Annotated in this window: 13 protein-coding genes; all 13 read left to right on the top strand. The window is 64.0% G+C overall.

Annotated elements, in window-relative coordinates; translation table 11 throughout:
- The first annotated feature begins 37 nt into the window (after positions 1 to 37).
- The 13 genes from fadD5 to ACLP4W_RS06220 all read left to right on the top strand — a co-directional run bounded on the left by fadD5 (position 38) and on the right by ACLP4W_RS06220 (position 14,877).
- Positions 38 to 1,624 carry a fatty-acid--CoA ligase FadD5 gene (gene fadD5 / locus ACLP4W_RS06280; RefSeq protein ID WP_442385172.1) on the top strand — a complete coding sequence of 529 codons (1,587 nt, stop codon included), beginning with the start codon at positions 38 to 40 and terminating at the stop codon, positions 1,622 to 1,624.
- A 317-nt stretch (positions 1,625 to 1,941) separates the two neighbouring features.
- Positions 1,942 to 2,697 (top strand): MlaE family ABC transporter permease, encoded by a 756-nt coding sequence (locus ACLP4W_RS06275; RefSeq protein ID WP_442385218.1) that lies wholly within the window; start codon positions 1,942 to 1,944, stop codon positions 2,695 to 2,697.
- 1 nt (position 2,698) lies between these two features.
- Positions 2,699 to 3,568 (top strand): MlaE family ABC transporter permease, encoded by an 870-nt coding sequence (locus ACLP4W_RS06270; protein WP_442385170.1) that lies wholly within the window; start codon positions 2,699 to 2,701, stop codon positions 3,566 to 3,568.
- A 5-nt stretch (positions 3,569 to 3,573) separates the two neighbouring features.
- Positions 3,574 to 4,902, top strand: a complete 1,329-nt coding sequence (locus ACLP4W_RS06265; protein WP_442385167.1) for an MCE family protein — start codon at positions 3,574 to 3,576, stop codon at positions 4,900 to 4,902.
- Entirely contained in the window at positions 4,899 to 5,939 is a 1,041-nt protein-coding gene (locus ACLP4W_RS06260; protein ID WP_442385165.1) for a virulence factor Mce family protein, read from the top strand. Before ACLP4W_RS06265 ends, ACLP4W_RS06260 begins: the two co-directional genes overlap by 4 nt.
- Complete coding sequence (locus ACLP4W_RS06255; RefSeq protein WP_442385163.1) at positions 5,936 to 7,528, top strand: MCE family protein; 1,593 nt, start codon at positions 5,936 to 5,938, stop codon at positions 7,526 to 7,528. The genes ACLP4W_RS06260 and ACLP4W_RS06255 overlap by 4 nt, the downstream gene beginning before the upstream one ends.
- The gene (locus ACLP4W_RS06250) at positions 7,525 to 9,096 is read left to right on the top strand and encodes a virulence factor Mce family protein (RefSeq protein WP_442385161.1); all 1,572 of its coding nucleotides are present in this window, start codon (positions 7,525 to 7,527) and stop codon (positions 9,094 to 9,096) included. Before ACLP4W_RS06255 ends, ACLP4W_RS06250 begins: the two co-directional genes overlap by 4 nt.
- Complete coding sequence (locus tag ACLP4W_RS06245) at positions 9,093 to 10,262, top strand: virulence factor Mce family protein (RefSeq protein WP_442385159.1); 1,170 nt, start codon at positions 9,093 to 9,095, stop codon at positions 10,260 to 10,262. The genes ACLP4W_RS06250 and ACLP4W_RS06245 overlap by 4 nt, the downstream gene beginning before the upstream one ends.
- Positions 10,256 to 11,806 (top strand): MCE family protein, encoded by a 1,551-nt coding sequence (locus tag ACLP4W_RS06240; RefSeq protein WP_442385157.1) that lies wholly within the window; start codon positions 10,256 to 10,258, stop codon positions 11,804 to 11,806. Before ACLP4W_RS06245 ends, ACLP4W_RS06240 begins: the two co-directional genes overlap by 7 nt.
- Positions 11,776 to 12,594 carry an Mce protein gene (locus ACLP4W_RS06235; RefSeq protein ID WP_442385155.1) on the top strand — a complete coding sequence of 273 codons (819 nt, stop codon included), beginning with the start codon at positions 11,776 to 11,778 and terminating at the stop codon, positions 12,592 to 12,594. The genes ACLP4W_RS06240 and ACLP4W_RS06235 overlap by 31 nt, the downstream gene beginning before the upstream one ends.
- Entirely contained in the window at positions 12,591 to 13,577 is a 987-nt protein-coding gene (locus ACLP4W_RS06230; RefSeq protein ID WP_442385153.1) for an RDD family protein, read from the top strand. The genes ACLP4W_RS06235 and ACLP4W_RS06230 overlap by 4 nt, the downstream gene beginning before the upstream one ends.
- A complete protein-coding gene (locus ACLP4W_RS06225) occupies positions 13,574 to 14,128 on the top strand; it encodes a mammalian cell entry protein (RefSeq protein ID WP_442385151.1) in 555 nt (184 codons plus the stop codon). Before ACLP4W_RS06230 ends, ACLP4W_RS06225 begins: the two co-directional genes overlap by 4 nt.
- Positions 14,095 to 14,877 (top strand): mammalian cell entry protein, encoded by a 783-nt coding sequence (locus ACLP4W_RS06220; protein WP_442385149.1) that lies wholly within the window; start codon positions 14,095 to 14,097, stop codon positions 14,875 to 14,877. Before ACLP4W_RS06225 ends, ACLP4W_RS06220 begins: the two co-directional genes overlap by 34 nt.
- Positions 14,878 to 14,883: the final 6 nt, after the last annotated feature.

Raw genomic sequence — 14,883 nt, 5'->3', positions numbered from 1 at the left:
GGCGCAAGCGGTGCGCGAGTGAAGGGGAGGCCTTTAGTTGACCGCGCAATTGGCCAGCAACCTGACCCAGGAGACCGAGCAGCCGTACCTTTCCCGGCGGCAGAACTGGGTCAATCAACTCGAGCGGCACGCGCTGATGCAGCCGAACGCGACGGCGCTGAGGTTCCTGGGCAACACCGTGACCTGGGGTGCACTCCAGGGGCGGGTTGCCGCGCTGGCCGACGCGTTGAGCCGGCGGGGAGTCGGTTTCGGCGACCGGGTCATGATCCTGATGCTCAACCGCGCCGAATTCGTCGAGTCGGTGCTGGCCGTCAACTCGCTCGGCGCCATTGCGGTCCCCCTGAACTTCCGGCTCACCGCCGCCGAGATCGTCTTCCTGGTCGAGGACTGCGAAGCGCGCGTGATGATCACCGAAGCGGTGCTTGCCCCGGTGGCCACCGGTGTCCGCGAAATCCAGCCGTTGCTCGACACGATCGTCGTGGCCGGCGCCACGACCGTCGGCAGCGTGGTCGGCTACGAGGAGCTCATCGACGAGCCCGGTGCTTCGCACCGACCCGTCGACGTCCCGAACGATTCCCCGGCGCTGATCATGTACACCTCGGGCACCACCGGCCGCCCGAAAGGCGCGGTGCTGACCCACACCAACCTGACCGGCCAGACGATGACCGGGCTCTACACCAACGGCGCCAACATCAACAGCGACGTCGGCTTCGTCGGTGTCCCGTTTTTCCACATCGCCGGGATCGGCAACCTGCTGAACGGGCTCCTGCTGGGCCTGCCGACGGTGATCTACCCGCTCGGCGCGTTCGAGCCCGGCCAGCTGCTCGACGTGCTGGCGGCGGAGAAGGTCACCGGCATCTTCCTGGTCCCCGCGCAGTGGCAGGCGGTCTGCGCCGAGCAGCGGGCACGGCCCCGCGACCTGAGGTTGCGGGTGATGTCATGGGGAGCGGCGCCGGCACCGGATGCGCTGCTGCGGGAGATGTCGGCGACGTTCCCCGGAACCCAGATACTGGCCGCATTCGGCCAAACCGAGATGTCGCCGGTCACCTGCATGCTGCTCGGCGAGGACGCGATCCGTAAGCGCGGCTCGGTCGGCAAGGTGATCCCGACGGTCGCCGCCCGGGTGGTCGACGAGAACATGAACGACGTCCCCGTCGGCGACGTCGGTGAAATCGTCTACCGCGCACCAACATTGATGAGCGGCTACTGGAACAACCCGGGGGCCACGGCGGAGGCGTTCGCGGGCGGTTGGTTCCATTCCGGTGACCTCGTTCGGATGGACGAGGACGGCTACATCTGGGTGGTCGACCGCAAGAAGGACATGATCATCTCCGGCGGAGAGAACATCTACTGCGCCGAGGTGGAAAACGTCCTCGCCGGCCATCCCGGCATCGTCGAAGTCGCCGTCATCGGCCGCGTCCACGAGAAGTGGGGCGAAGTGCCGATCGCGGTCGCCGCTGTAACGGACGAGTGCCTGCTGATCGAACACCTACATGAGTTCCTGGCCGAGCGGCTCGCGCGCTACAAGCATCCCAAGGCGCTCGAGATCGTCGATGCGCTGCCGCGCAACCCGTCGGGCAAGGTTCTCAAAACTGAATTGCGTTTGCGCTACGGGACCCGATAAAGCCGGAAAAATTGTTTATTGCCAACGGATTTCACGACCAGAAAGGATGGCTGACGGAAGCTGTTGTGTTTGCCCATTGTTGACGAAGGGTTAATTGTGTGGAGGCAGTTCACACGTGCACGGCCATCGGGTACATTCCTGTGGTCTCCGTTACTACTTGCGGGTAGGGAGCCGATGGTCACATATGAACGGTCAGGGCAAGGAGGAGGCGTGCGACACGTTCCGCCGCGGCGCCGCGGGGCGCGCGGCGCCGGGGTGTGGGGGCCGCGGTGTCGACGTCGACGGGTCCGAACTTGGTCGGTTACCTGCGCGACCAGATGCAGACGCCGCTGACCCTCATCGGTGGATTCTTCCGGATGTGTGTCCTGACCGGAAAAGCGCTGTTCCGCTGGCCCTTCCAGTGGCGCGAGTTCATCCTCCAGTGCTGGTTCATCATGCGGGTGGCTTTCCTGCCGACCATCATGGTCTCGATCCCGCTGACCGTCCTTCTTATTTTCACCCTCAACGTGCTGCTCGCCCAGTTCGGTGCTGCCGACCTGTCCGGCGCGGGCGCCGCGATCGGCGCGGTCACCCAGCTGGGGCCGCTGACCACGGTGCTGGTGGTGGCCGGCGCCGGCTCGACGGCGATCTGCGCCGACCTCGGTGCTCGGACCATCCGCGAGGAGATCGACGCGATGGAGGTGCTGGGCATCGACCCCATCCATCGGCTGGTGGTGCCCCGGGTGGTGGCCGCGACCCTGGTCGCCACGCTGCTCAACGGGCTGGTGATCACGGTCGGCCTGGTGGGCGGCTACCTCTTCGGGGTGTATTTGCAGAACGTGTCGGGCGGCGCGTACCTGGCCACCCTGACGACCATCACCGGGTTGCCCGAGGTGGTCATCGCGACGATCAAGGCCGCGATATTCGGCCTCATCGCCGGACTGGTCGGCTGCTTCCGCGGGCTGACCGTGCGCGGTGGCTCCAAAGGGCTGGGCACCGCCGTCAACGAGACCGTGGTGCTGTGCGTGGTCGCGTTGTACGCGGTCAACGTGGTGCTGACCACGATCGGTGTGCGATTCGGGACGGGACGCTGACATGTCTACCGGTGCTGTGGTGCGCGGCCGCTTTCCGCGGGCAGTCGAGAATCTCAATCGCTACGGCGGTGCTGCCAGCCGCGGGCTTGACGACATCGGCCGGATGGCCTGGTTCGGGATGGTGGCCGTCGGGAACATCCCGCATGCACTGCGCAACTATCGCAAGGAGACGCTGCGGCTGATCGCCCAGATCGGCATGGGCACCGGTGCCATGGCAGTCGTCGGTGGCACCGTCGCGATCGTCGCTTTCGTGACGCTGTCCGGTAGTTCCCTGGTCGCCATCCAAGGCTTCGCGTCACTGGGGAACATCGGCGTCGAGGCGTTCACCGGCTTCTTCGCCGCGCTGATCAACGTGCGTATCGCCGCCCCGGTCGTGACCGGTATCTCGATGGCCGCCACGGTCGGCGCCGGCGCTACCGCAGAGCTGGGAGCCATGCGGATCAGTGAGGAGATCGACGCCCTGGAGGTGATGGGTGTCAAGTCGATCTCGTTCCTGGCGTCCACTCGGATCATGGCCGGGCTGGTGGTGATCATTCCGCTCTACTCGATGGCCATGATCGCGTCGTTTCTGTCCCCGCAGATCACCACGACGGTGGTCTACGGACAGTCCAACGGCACCTACGAGCACTATTTCCGCACGTTCCTGCGACCCGATGACGTGTTCTGGTCATTCCTGGAGGCCATCATCATCACCGCGGTCGTGATGATCACCCACTGCTACTACGGGTACAACGCCGGCGGCGGGCCCGTCGGCGTCGGCGAGGCCGTCGGCCGATCCATGCGTTTCTCGCTGGTGTCGGTGCAGGTTGTCGTTTTGTCCGCCGCGTTGGCGCTCTACGGCGTCAACCCCAACTTCGCACTCACGGTGTAGCCGCCATGACGTCGCCTGGCGGAAAGATCAACGCCCCCCGGAACCCGCCGTACAAGTTGGCCGGGATCGCATTGCTGATCGTCAGTGTCGTGATGCTCGCGCTGGTATACGGGCAGTTCAGGGGGGACTTCACACCGAAGACCAGGCTGACGATGCTGGCCTCGCGTGCTGGATTGGTGATGGATCCCGGCGCGAAGATCACCTACAACGGGGTGCAGATCGGCCGGGTGGCCGACATCTCGGCGATCACGCGTGACGGAAAGCCGGCGGCCAAATTCGGCTTGGACGTGTATCCGCGCTACCTCAAGTTGATACCGGCCAATGTGAATGCCGATATCAAGGCGACCACGGTGTTCGGCGGTAAGTACGTGTCCTTGACGGCGCCGCAAAACCCGTCGCCGCAAAGGATCACGCCGCAGACCGTGATCGACGCCAGGTCGGTGACGACGGAGATCAACACGTTGTTCCAGACCATCACCTCGATCGCGGAGAAGGTGGATCCGGTCAAGCTGAACCTGACGTTGAGCGCAGCCGCGCAAGCGCTGGCCGGGTTGGGCGACAAGTTCGGACAATCGATCGTCAACGGCAACGCGATCCTCGATGATGTCAACCCGCAGCTGCCGCAGGCGCGTTACAACATCCAGCAGTTGGCGGCGCTGGGCGACACCTACGCGAACGCCGCGCCGGATTTGTTCGACTTCCTCAACAATGCGGTGATCACGTCGCGCACGATCAACCAGCAGCAAAAAGATTTGGACCAAGCGTTGTTATCGGCGGCCGGGTTCGGCAACACCGGCGCGGATATCTTCGCGCGGGGTGGGCCGTATTTTGCGCGTGGAGCCGCCGACCTGGTGCCCACCGCCCAGCTGCTGGACACCTACAGTCCGGAGACGTACTGCATGCTCCGCAACCTTCACGACGTCGAACCCACGATCCGAACATTCCAGGGCGGCAACGGCTATTCGCTAAAAACCGAGACCGAGGCGCTATCGGGGTTGGGACTTACGCTGAACCCCCTAGCGTTGGTAAGCACCCTCGGGCTCGGAGTGGCCACAATGGGACTCGCAGCGCCACTCGGGCTAGCCGGACTGATCGGTGGGGCGCCGAATCCCTATATCTGGCCGGAGAATCTGCCGCGGGTCAACGCTCGCGGTGGACCCGGTGGTGCGCCGGGCTGCTGGCAGAAAATCACCCATGATCTGTGGCCCGCACCCACGTTGGTGGCGGACACCGGCAATAGCCTCGCGCCGTATAACCACCTAGACACCGGTTCGCCCTACGTGAGCGAGTACGTCTGGGGCCGTCAGGTAGGGGATAACACGATCAACCCATGAAAATCACCGGAACTCTTGTCAGACTCGGCATCTTCTCGTTGGTGCTGTTGCTGTTCACCGTGATGATCATCGTGGTGTTCGGTCAGATGCGTTTTGACCGCACCAATGCCTACTCCGCCGAGTTCAGCAACATCAGCGGGCTGCGGCCGGGCCAATTCGTCCGCGCCTCGGGGGTGGAGATCGGCAAGGTCAAGTCTGTACGGCTGATCGACGGCGGCAAGCGCGTGCGGGTGGATTTCAACGTCGACCGCTCGGTGCCGCTGTATCAGTCGACGACCGCACAGATCCGTTACCTCGACCTGATCGGCAACCGCTACCTGGAGCTCAAGCGCGGCGAGGGCGATGGCGCTGACCGGGTCCTGCCGCCGGGCGGTTTCATCCCGTTGGCGCGAACGTCGCCGGCGCTTGACCTCGACGCACTGATTGGTGGTTTCAAGCCGCTGTTTCGGGCGCTCGACCCGCAGAAGGTCAACACCATCGCGTCGGCCATCGTCACCGTGTTCCAGGGCCAGGGCGGCACCATCAACGACATCCTCGACCAAACCGCGCAGTTGACCGCGCAGCTCGCCGAGCGTGACCGGGCGATCGGCGAGGTGGTCAAGAACCTGAACATCGTCTTGGACACTACGGTTCGGCATCGCAAGGAATTCGATCAGACCGTCAACAACCTGGAGGTGCTGGTTACCGGGTTGAAGAACCACGGTGACCAGCTGGCGGGCGGGACGGCGCACATCAGCAATGCCGCCGGAACGGTGGCCGATCTGCTGGCCGAAGACCGCGGCCTGCTGCACAAGACAATCAACTACCTGGACGGGGTTCAGCAGCCGCTCATCGATCAGCGTGATGACCTGAACGACTTTCTCCACAAGCTGCCGACCGCGTTCAACCTGGTCGGGCGCTCCATCGGCTCCTATGGAGACTTCGTGAACTTCTACCTGTGCGACCTCACGATCAAGCTCAACGGGCTGCAGCCTGGTGGCCCCATCCGCACGGTCCGGCTTTTCTCGCAGCCGACGGGTAGGTGCACGCCGCAATGAGAACGCTGGAACCTCCCAATCGGCTGCGCATCGGGCTCATGGGCATCCTGGTGACCCTGCTCGTCATCGGCGTGGGTCAAAGTTTTACCAGCGTCCCGATGTTGTTCGCCAGGCCCAGCTACTACGGGCAGTTCACCGATTCCGGCGGACTCAACAAGAACGACAAGGTGCGCATTTCCGGCATGGACGCCGGCAGGGTCGAGGGCCTGTCGATCGACGGTGACCACATTTCGATCAAGTTCTCGATCGGCACCAACACCATCGGCACCGAGAGCCGGCTGGCGATCCGTACCGACACCATCCTGGGTAAGAAGGTCCTCGAGATCGAGCCGCGGGGCAATCAGCCGCTACGGCCCGGGGCCACTTTACCGCTGGGCCAAAGCACTACTCCCTACCAGATCTACGACGCGTTCTTCGACGCCACCAAGGCCGCCACGGGCTGGGATATCGACACCGTGAAGCAGTCGCTGCAGGTGTTGTCCCAGACCATCGATCAGACTTACCCGCACCTAAGCGCCGCTCTGGACGGTGTGGCCAGGTTCTCCGACACGATCGGCAAGCGTGACGAGGAGATCAAGCATCTGCTTGCCCAGGCCAACCAGGTGGCCAGCGTCCTCGGTGACCGCAGCCAGCAGGTCGACCGGTTGTTGGTCAACGCGAAGACGCTGCTGGCCGCATTCAACGAGCGCGGGCAGGCCATCGACGCGTTGTTGGGGAACGTCTCTGCGTTCTCCGAGCAGGTGAAGGGACTGATCAACGACAACCCGAACCTGAATCACGTGCTGGAACAGTTGCGCACGCTCAGCGACATCCTGGTCGAGCGCAAAAACGACCTGGCTCAGTCGCTAGACGACGTTGGCAAGTTCCTCCCGTCGCTGAATGAGTCCATCGCATCGGGACCGTTCTTCAAGACGGTCACGCACAACTTGTTTGGCCTGTATCAGATCAGCCAGCCATTTGTCGATGCGGCGTTCAAGAAGCGCGGCATCGACCCGGAGAACTTCTGGCGCAGCGCCGGCCTGCCCGAGTTCCGCTGGCCCGACCCCAACGGCACCCGGTTCCCCAACGGCGCGCCGCCGCCGGCGCCGCCCGTGTTGGAGGGCACCCCGGATCATCCGGGACCGGCCGTGCCGCCCGGATCGCCATGCTCCTACACTCCGGCGAATCCAGGTGGCAATGTCACCTTGGGGGATGAGGGGCTGCCGCGGCCGTGGAATCCGCTGCCCTGCGCGGGCGCGATCGTAGGCCCGTTCGGTGGCCCCAGTTTCCCGGCGCCGGTCGATGTCGCGACGTCGCCGCCGAACCCCGACGGTCTGCCGCCCACGCCGGGCATCCCGATCGCGGGGCGGCCGGGTCAGCCGGCTCCGAACGTTCCGGGCACGCCGGTGCCGCTGCCGACGGAAGCACCGCCGGGCGCGCGCACCGAGCAACTGGCACCGGCCGGCCCGACGCCGCCACCGTCGACGTTCGCGCCGGGGCTACCGCCGGGTCCACCGGCGCCGCCCGGGCCCGGGCAGCAGCTGCCGGCACCGTTCATCAACCCGGGTGGAACGGGAGGTAGCGGCGTCACGGGAGGTAGCCAGAATTGAGCACCATCTTTGATATCCGCAACCTGCGGCTGCCGAAGTGGTCACGGGCGTCGGTGATCATCGGGTCGCTGCTGGTGATCTTGGCCCTCGTTGTCGCATTCGTCGGCTGGCGGCTTTACCAGAAGCTGACGAACAACACCGTGGTTGCCTACTTCCCCGTTGCGAACGCGCTCTATGCGGGGGACAAGGTCCAGATCATGGGCTTGCGGGTGGGCGCCATCGACAAGATCGAGCCAGTCGGCGACAAGATGAAGGTGACGTTCCACTACCTGAACAAATACAAGGTTCCCGCCAATGCCTCCGCGGTCATCCTCAACCCCACGTTGGTGGCCTCGCGCGCCATCCAGTTGGAGCCGCCCTACAAAGGTGGCCCGGTGATTGCCGACGACGCGGTGATCCCGGAGGAGCGCACACAGGTGCCGGTGGAGTGGGACGAGCTGCGCAACAGCGTCACCAACATCATCAACAAACTCGGCCCGACACCAGAACACCCGAAGGGGCCGTTCGGTGAGGTCATCGAATCGTACGCTGACGGGCTGGCCGGCAAGGGCAAGCAGATCAACACCACGCTGGACAGCCTTTCGCGGGCGTTGACCACGTTGAACGAGGGTCGTGGCGACTTCTTTGCGGTGGTGCGCAGCCTGGCGCTTTTCGTCAACGCGCTGCATCAGGACGACCAGCAGTTTGTTGCGCTTAACCAGAACCTGGCGGACTTCACCACGCGGCTCACCCATTCCGACACCGAGCTCGCCAGTGCGATACAACAGTTCGATAGCCTGCTGACCACCCTGCGCCCGTGGCTGGACAAGAACCGCGAGGTGCTGACTCACGACGTCAACAACCTGGCCGACTTAACGAACACGCTGCTTCAACCTGAACCCCTGAATGGGTTGGAGACCGCCCTGCACGTCGCTCCGACGGCCTTCGCGAATCTCAACGTGATTTACCACCCGACGCACGGTGCCGTTATCGGCATTCCGTCCCTCACCTTCGCGAACCCGCTGCAGTTCATCTGCGGCTCGATTCAGGCAGGCAGCCGGCTCGGGTATCAAGACTCCGCCGAACTTTGTGCGCAATATCTGGCGCCGGTCCTTGATGCGATCAAGTTCAACTACCCGCCGTTCAGCTTGAACGTGGCCACCACCGCCGAGACGCTGCCCAAGGAGGTCGCCTACACCGAGCCGCGGCTGCAGCCGCCCAACGGGTACAAGGACACCACCGTCCCGGGGATCTGGGTGCCGGATACGCCGTTGTCGCACCGCAACACCCAACCGGGCTGGATTGTCGCCCCGGGCATGCAAGGACAGCAGGTGGGGCCCATCACGGCGGGCCTGATGACCCCCGAATCGCTGGCTGAACTGATGGGCGGCCCCAACATCGCGCCCGTTCAGTCAAACCTGCAGACCCCACCGGGACCGCCGAACGCCTACGACGAGAACCCGATAGCGCCGGTTATCGGCCAGAGGCCTCCGCAGGTGCCTATACCGCCGCCGCCGCCAGGCCCTGAGGTGATCCCGGGACCCGTCGCCCCGACGCCGGCGCCCGTTGCGGCAGGAGCGGGCCAGTGAACGGGCTTCGGCTGATCCGCCGGCGGGCCTGGCAGGGGCTGGCGTTGCTGGTGGCCGCGCTGGTGCTCAGCTCGTGCGGATGGCGCGGAATCTCTAATGTGGCGATTCCGGGCGGTCCGGGCACCGGGGCGGGGTCCTACACCGTCTATGTGCAGGTGCCGGACACGCTGGCGATCAACGGCAACAGCAAGGTGATGGTCGCCGACGTCTTCGTCGGTTCGATAAGGGCCATCAACTTGAAGAACTGGATCGCCACCCTGACGCTGGGCATCGACAAGAAAGTCAAGCTCCCGAGGAACGCCACCGCCAAGATCGGCCAGACCAGTCTGCTGGGTTCTCAGCATGTGCAGCTGGCCGCCCCGCCGAACTCGTCGCCGGAGCTGCTCAAAGACGGCGACACCATTCCGCTGAAGAACTCGTCGGCGTATCCGACTACCGAGCAAACCCTGGCCAGTCTCTCCCTGATCCTGCGCGGTGGCGGCATCCCCAACTTGGAAGTGCTGCAGAACGAGGTCTACAACATCTTCAACGGGCGAGGGGAACAGATCCGGGCCTTCCTCGGCAAGCTGGACACCTTCACCAACCAGCTCAACCAGCAGCGCGACGACATCACCCACGCCATCGACTCCACCAACCGGCTGCTGGTTTATGTGGGTGGGCGGTCCGACGTCCTGGATCGCGTGCTGACCGACATCCCGCCGCTGATCAAGTATTTCGCGAATAAGGACTATCAACAGCATTTGATCGACGCCGTCGATGCGGTGGGACGGCTCAGCCAGGCCGCCGACCAGTACCTGTCGGAAGCGCGCGGGCCCCTGCACACCGACCTGCAATCGCTGCAATGCCCGTTCAGGGAGCTCGGCCGTGGTTCGCCGGATCTAATCACCGCGCTGAAGTTGATCCTCACCCAGCCGTATGACATCGAAACCATTCCGAAGATGTTCCGCGGTGACTATTTCAACGTGTCGCTGATGATCGACGTGACCTACAGTGCAATCGATAACGCGTTTCTGACCGGTACGGGATTGTCCGGGAGTCTGCGCGCGCTCGAGCAGTCCTTTGGGCGAGACCCCGAGACGATGATCCCCGACGTCCGCTACACGCCCAACCCGAATGACGCGCCCGGCGGACCGCTGGTGGAAAGGGCGGACACTAGCCAATGCTGACTCCCTTCATCAGACGCCAGCTGATACTGTTCGGGATCCTGACGGTGATCTCGCTGCTTGTGCTGGGTGTGTATTACCTGCGGCTTCCAAGCCTGGCAGGTATCGGTCAGTACACGCTTAAGGCTGAGCTACCGGCATCGGGCGGCCTGTATCCGACGGCCAACGTGACCTATCGCGGTATCACCATCGGCAAGGTCACCGACGTCGAGCCGACCGAACAGGGCGCCGAGGCGACCATGAGCATCGACAGCCGCTACAAAATCCCAATCGACGCGATAGCGAACGTGCACTCGGTATCAGCAGTCGGTGAGCAGTATCTCGACCTGGTGTCGACCGGGACCCCTGGCAAGTACCTTTCATCCGGACAAACCATTACCAAGGGGACCGTGCCCAGCGAGATCGGGCCGGCGCTGGACACCGCTGACCGAGGGCTGGCCGCGTTGCCCAAGGACAAGATCAGCTCGCTGCTGGACGAGACGGCACAGTCCGTCGGCGGGTTGGGTCCCGCCCTGCAACGGCTGGTCGACTCGACCCAGGCGATTGTTGGTGACTTCAAGACCAACATCACCGACATCAACGACATCATCCAGCACTCCGGACCGGTCCTGAATAGCCAAGTCAACTCGAGTGATGCAATCGAGCGCTGGGCGCGCAACTTGAACACGCTGGCCGCGCAGACCGCGGCAAACGACCAGCACGTGAGAAGCATCCTGACCCAAGCGGCGCCGACAGCCGATCAGGTCAACGAGGTATTCAGCGATGTCCGAGAGTCGCTTCCGCAGACGTTGGCGAATCTCGAGGTGGTGTTCGACCTGCTCAAGCGCTACCACACCGGCGTAGAGCAAGTGCTGGTGTTCCTGCCGCAGGGTGGTGCGGTCGCGCAGGCGGCGGCCGCGCCGTTCCCGGACTCGGCCCCACTCGACCTGGCGTTTTCGATCAACCAGCCGCCGCCGTGTCTCACCGGCTTCATTCCGGCATCCGAGTGGCGGTCTCCGGCGGACACCAGCCTGGCGCCGTTGCCCAGCGGCACATACTGCAAGATTCCGATGGACTGGCCGGCCAATAGTGTGCGCGGATCGCGCAACATTCCGTGTGTCGACGTCCCCGGCAAGCGGGCGGCCACGCCGCGGGAGTGCCGCGACCCCAAGCCATACGTTCCGACGGGGACCAACCCCTGGTACGGCGACCCGAATCAGATCCTTACCTGCCCAGCGCCTGCGGCTCGCTGCGATCAGTCGGTCAGGCCGGGCATGGTGATCCCGGCGCCGTCGGTCAACAGCGGCCTGAACCCGGCGCCCTCGGACCGAGTTTCGGGGACGCCCCCGCCGGTCAGTGACCTCCCGTCACGGCCGGGAATGGGTACCGTGCAGTGCAACGGCCAGCAGCCCAACCCGTGTGTCTACACTCCGATCGGGCCTCCCACGGCGGTATACAGTCCTCAGAGCGATGAACTGGTAGGGCCCGACGGTGTTAAATACTCCGTCGAAAACTCGACGAAAACAGGAGACGACGGATGGAAGGAGATGCTGGCGCCAGCCGGCTGAACCCCCCACCGATGCCGATTGTTCGTCGTCTGCGAAGGCTCTCCCGGAGACCAGGGCGGAGGATTCGCCAGGAATCCGAGGGCGAGGCCGACCAGATCAGCACCGATGCCACGACCGAGGATTCGTCAGAATCGGAGGGCGAGGCCGACCAGATCAGCACCGAGGCCACGACCGAGGATTCGGAAGAATCCGAGGGCGAAGCCGACCAGATCAGCACCGAGGAGACGACCGAGGTTTCGGAAGAATCCGAGGGCGAAGCCGACGCTGGAGATACGGGCGTAGAACGCGGTTCGTCGCGGCTGGGTCGGGGGTGGCTGGCCGGTATCGCAGCGGCGCTTGTCCTGCTTGCCGCCGCAATCGGAGCCGGCGGCTATTTGGCGCTGCGTTTTCACCACGAAAGTCAAGCAATAGCGCGCAACGACGCCGCGGCGCTCAAGGCGGCGGTGGATTGTGTTTCGGCGACCCAGGCACCCGACACCAACGCGATGACCGCGAATGAACAGAAGATCATCGACTGTGGCACGGATACTTTCCGTTCCCAGGCGCTGATGTACACCGGCATGCTCCTTCAGGCCTATCAGGCCGCGAACGTACACGTCCAGGTATCCGACGTGCGGGCTGCCGTAGAGCGCAACAACAACGACGGTTCGGTCGATGTGCTCGTCGCTATGCGCGTCAAGGCGTCCACCGATAAGACGCAAAACGAAACCGGATACCGGCTGCGGGTAAAAATGGCCTTCGCTGATGGTCAGTACAAAATTTCCAAACTCGACCAGGTGACGAAGTGACGGTGGTGGTCGAGGAGACTCAGACGCAGGCTCAAACCAAGGCGGCCGTCCAAGAGTCACCGCAGGGTGCCTTGGCACCATGGCATCTTCGCGTTGGCGCATTCGCTGTAGACGTCCTTCCGGCTATCGCCATAGCAACGACGCTGGGATTGGTGTCTTTCACGGTGCCGGCGCGCGGCGCGTGGTGGTGGGTGTGTGTCTCGGTCGGCGGGTTAGCCATCCTGTTGATGCTGGTGAATCGGTTGCTGGTGCCGACGGTCACTGGTCGGAGCTTGGGACGCGCGCTCTTCGGAATAGCGGTGGTACGGCGCGATGGCGTAGCCACCGGGCCGTGGTGGCTGCTGCTGCGGGACCTTGCCCACCTTCTCGACACCGCATCGGTGGTGGGATGGCTGTGGCCACTGTGGGATCCTCGACGCCGCACTTTCGCCGACATGCTGCTGCGCACCGAGGTGCGACGCGTCGAACCGGACGAGCGGCTACCCAACATACGGCGCTGGACCGCGGTCGCGGTGCTGCTCGCAGCGGGGGTGTGCCTGGGAGGTGCCGCCGTGAGCTATGCGGTGGTGTACTCCGGTGAGCGGGCGACCGATGAAACAGTCGCACAGATCAGGGTGCAGGGGCCGAAGATCGTCGCACAGATGCTGACGTACGACCCAAAAACGTTGCGCGACGATTTCGCACGCGCCCAGTCGCTGGCTACCGACAAATATCGCGGCCAGCTGGCGGCTCAGCAGGACGTAGTGCAAAAGGGCACCCCGGTCATCAATGAATACTGGGTGATCGACAGCTCAATCGAATCGGCGACACCGGATCGGGCGACGATGCTGGTATTCATGCAGGGTCGGCGAGGCGCAGCGCCCGACGAACGGTACATCAGCGCAACCGTCCGGGCGACTTTCGCCAAAGACGGGGATAGCCATTGGCGCGTTGACGACCTCACCGTAGTGACCAAACCGAAGCCGCCAGGGAACGGAAAATGAGTCCCCGACGCAAGTTTCAACCCGGCGAAGGACCACTGCTCGTCGCGCCCCCGGTGAGGCCGCGGCGACCGTGGGGATTGGTGATCGCTAGCGTGGTTGCCGCCATGCTGATGGCAGCGGCAATCACGGGATCCGCCTGGATGCTGATCTGCCATGGATCTGCTGAGCGTGCGGCCTCGAAAAACCGCGAGGTTCTGAGCTACGTCTCAGGTTTCATGACAAAGTTCACCTCCATTGACCCCTATCACGCCAACGACTATGTAACGCGGATATTGGCCCAAGCGACCGGTGATTTCGCCAAGCAGTACCAAGAGAAGGCAAACCAGATCCTCCTCCAGGTCGCCCGAGCAGAACCAGCCACTGGCACCGTCCTCGACGCGGCCGTGGAACGGTGGAACGACGATGGCAGCGTCAATGTGATGGTGGCTACCGCGGTCACCTCCAAGTCGCCGGATGAAAAACAGGTATTCGAGAACACAAATCGTTGGACGGCAACCGTTACGCAGGAAGGGAATCGGTGGAAGATAAGCAACCTGCTGCAGGTGATCTGACCGCCAACGCGGCCGCAGAGGCAACCGAAGAATCCAAAACCGATGACACTCCTGTGCCCGACGAAAGCGCCTCTGCAGCAACACAAGCCGCAACCGAATCCGCCGAGGTTGCGTCCGACGAGGTCGACGGAGACGCAACGGAACAGAAGGGCGGCAACGCGGGGGCCTCTGAGGCCCCTGTGGCCGAAGCGAGCTCGACGGACGCCAAAGACGGGCGCCCCCGGCGCAGGCTGCTGGCCGGCAAGCGACTCGCCATCGCCGTCGCGGTGGCTGCTGTGTTATTCGTTGGTTCTGCGGCATTCGCGGGCGCGGCGGTCCAGCCATACTTGGCCGATCGCGCCACCGCCGCGACCAAGCTGAAAGTGGCGCGGACCGCGGCCAACGCGATTACGACGCTGTGGACCTACACGCCGGAGAACATGGATACCCTCGCTGATCGCGCGGCGGCCTACCTCACCGGCGATTTCGAGGCGCAGTACCGCAAATTCGTCGACGCGATCGTGGCCCCTAACAAGCAGGCCAAGGTAACCAACACCACCGAAGTCACCGGTGCAGCCGTCGAATCGCTGGACGATCCGGATGCCGTCGTCATCGTATACACCAACACCACGTCCACCAGTCCGCTGACCAAGAACATTCCGTCACTGAAATATCTGTCCTACCGGCTGTTCATGAAGCGCACCAACGGCCGCTGGCTGGTGACCAGGATGACGACGATTACCTCACTGGATCTGACGCCGCACGTTTAAGCGCAT

This window comes from Mycobacterium sp. (assembly GCF_052145595.1).
Classification (GTDB): Bacteria; Actinomycetota; Actinomycetes; order Mycobacteriales; family Mycobacteriaceae; genus Mycobacterium.
This window is presented reverse-complemented; position numbering and strand designations above follow the sequence as displayed.

What these genes read in the sequence shown, in the direction of transcription:
- ACLP4W_RS06275 (WP_442385218.1), top strand. Translation starts at nt 1,942, where the DNA reads ATGCAGACGCCGCTGACCCTCATCGGTGGATTCTTCCGGATGTGTGTC.
- ACLP4W_RS06270 (WP_442385170.1), top strand. Translation starts at nt 2,699, where the DNA reads ATGTCTACCGGTGCTGTGGTGCGCGGCCGCTTTCCGCGGGCAGTCGAG.
- ACLP4W_RS06265 (WP_442385167.1), top strand. Translation starts at nt 3,574, where the DNA reads ATGACGTCGCCTGGCGGAAAGATCAACGCCCCCCGGAACCCGCCGTAC.
- ACLP4W_RS06260 (WP_442385165.1), top strand. Translation starts at nt 4,899, where the DNA reads ATGAAAATCACCGGAACTCTTGTCAGACTCGGCATCTTCTCGTTGGTG.
- ACLP4W_RS06255 (WP_442385163.1), top strand. Translation starts at nt 5,936, where the DNA reads ATGAGAACGCTGGAACCTCCCAATCGGCTGCGCATCGGGCTCATGGGC.
- ACLP4W_RS06240 (WP_442385157.1), top strand. Translation starts at nt 10,256, where the DNA reads ATGCTGACTCCCTTCATCAGACGCCAGCTGATACTGTTCGGGATCCTG.
- ACLP4W_RS06235 (WP_442385155.1), top strand. Translation starts at nt 11,776, where the DNA reads ATGGAAGGAGATGCTGGCGCCAGCCGGCTGAACCCCCCACCGATGCCG.
- ACLP4W_RS06225 (WP_442385151.1), top strand. Translation starts at nt 13,574, where the DNA reads ATGAGTCCCCGACGCAAGTTTCAACCCGGCGAAGGACCACTGCTCGTC.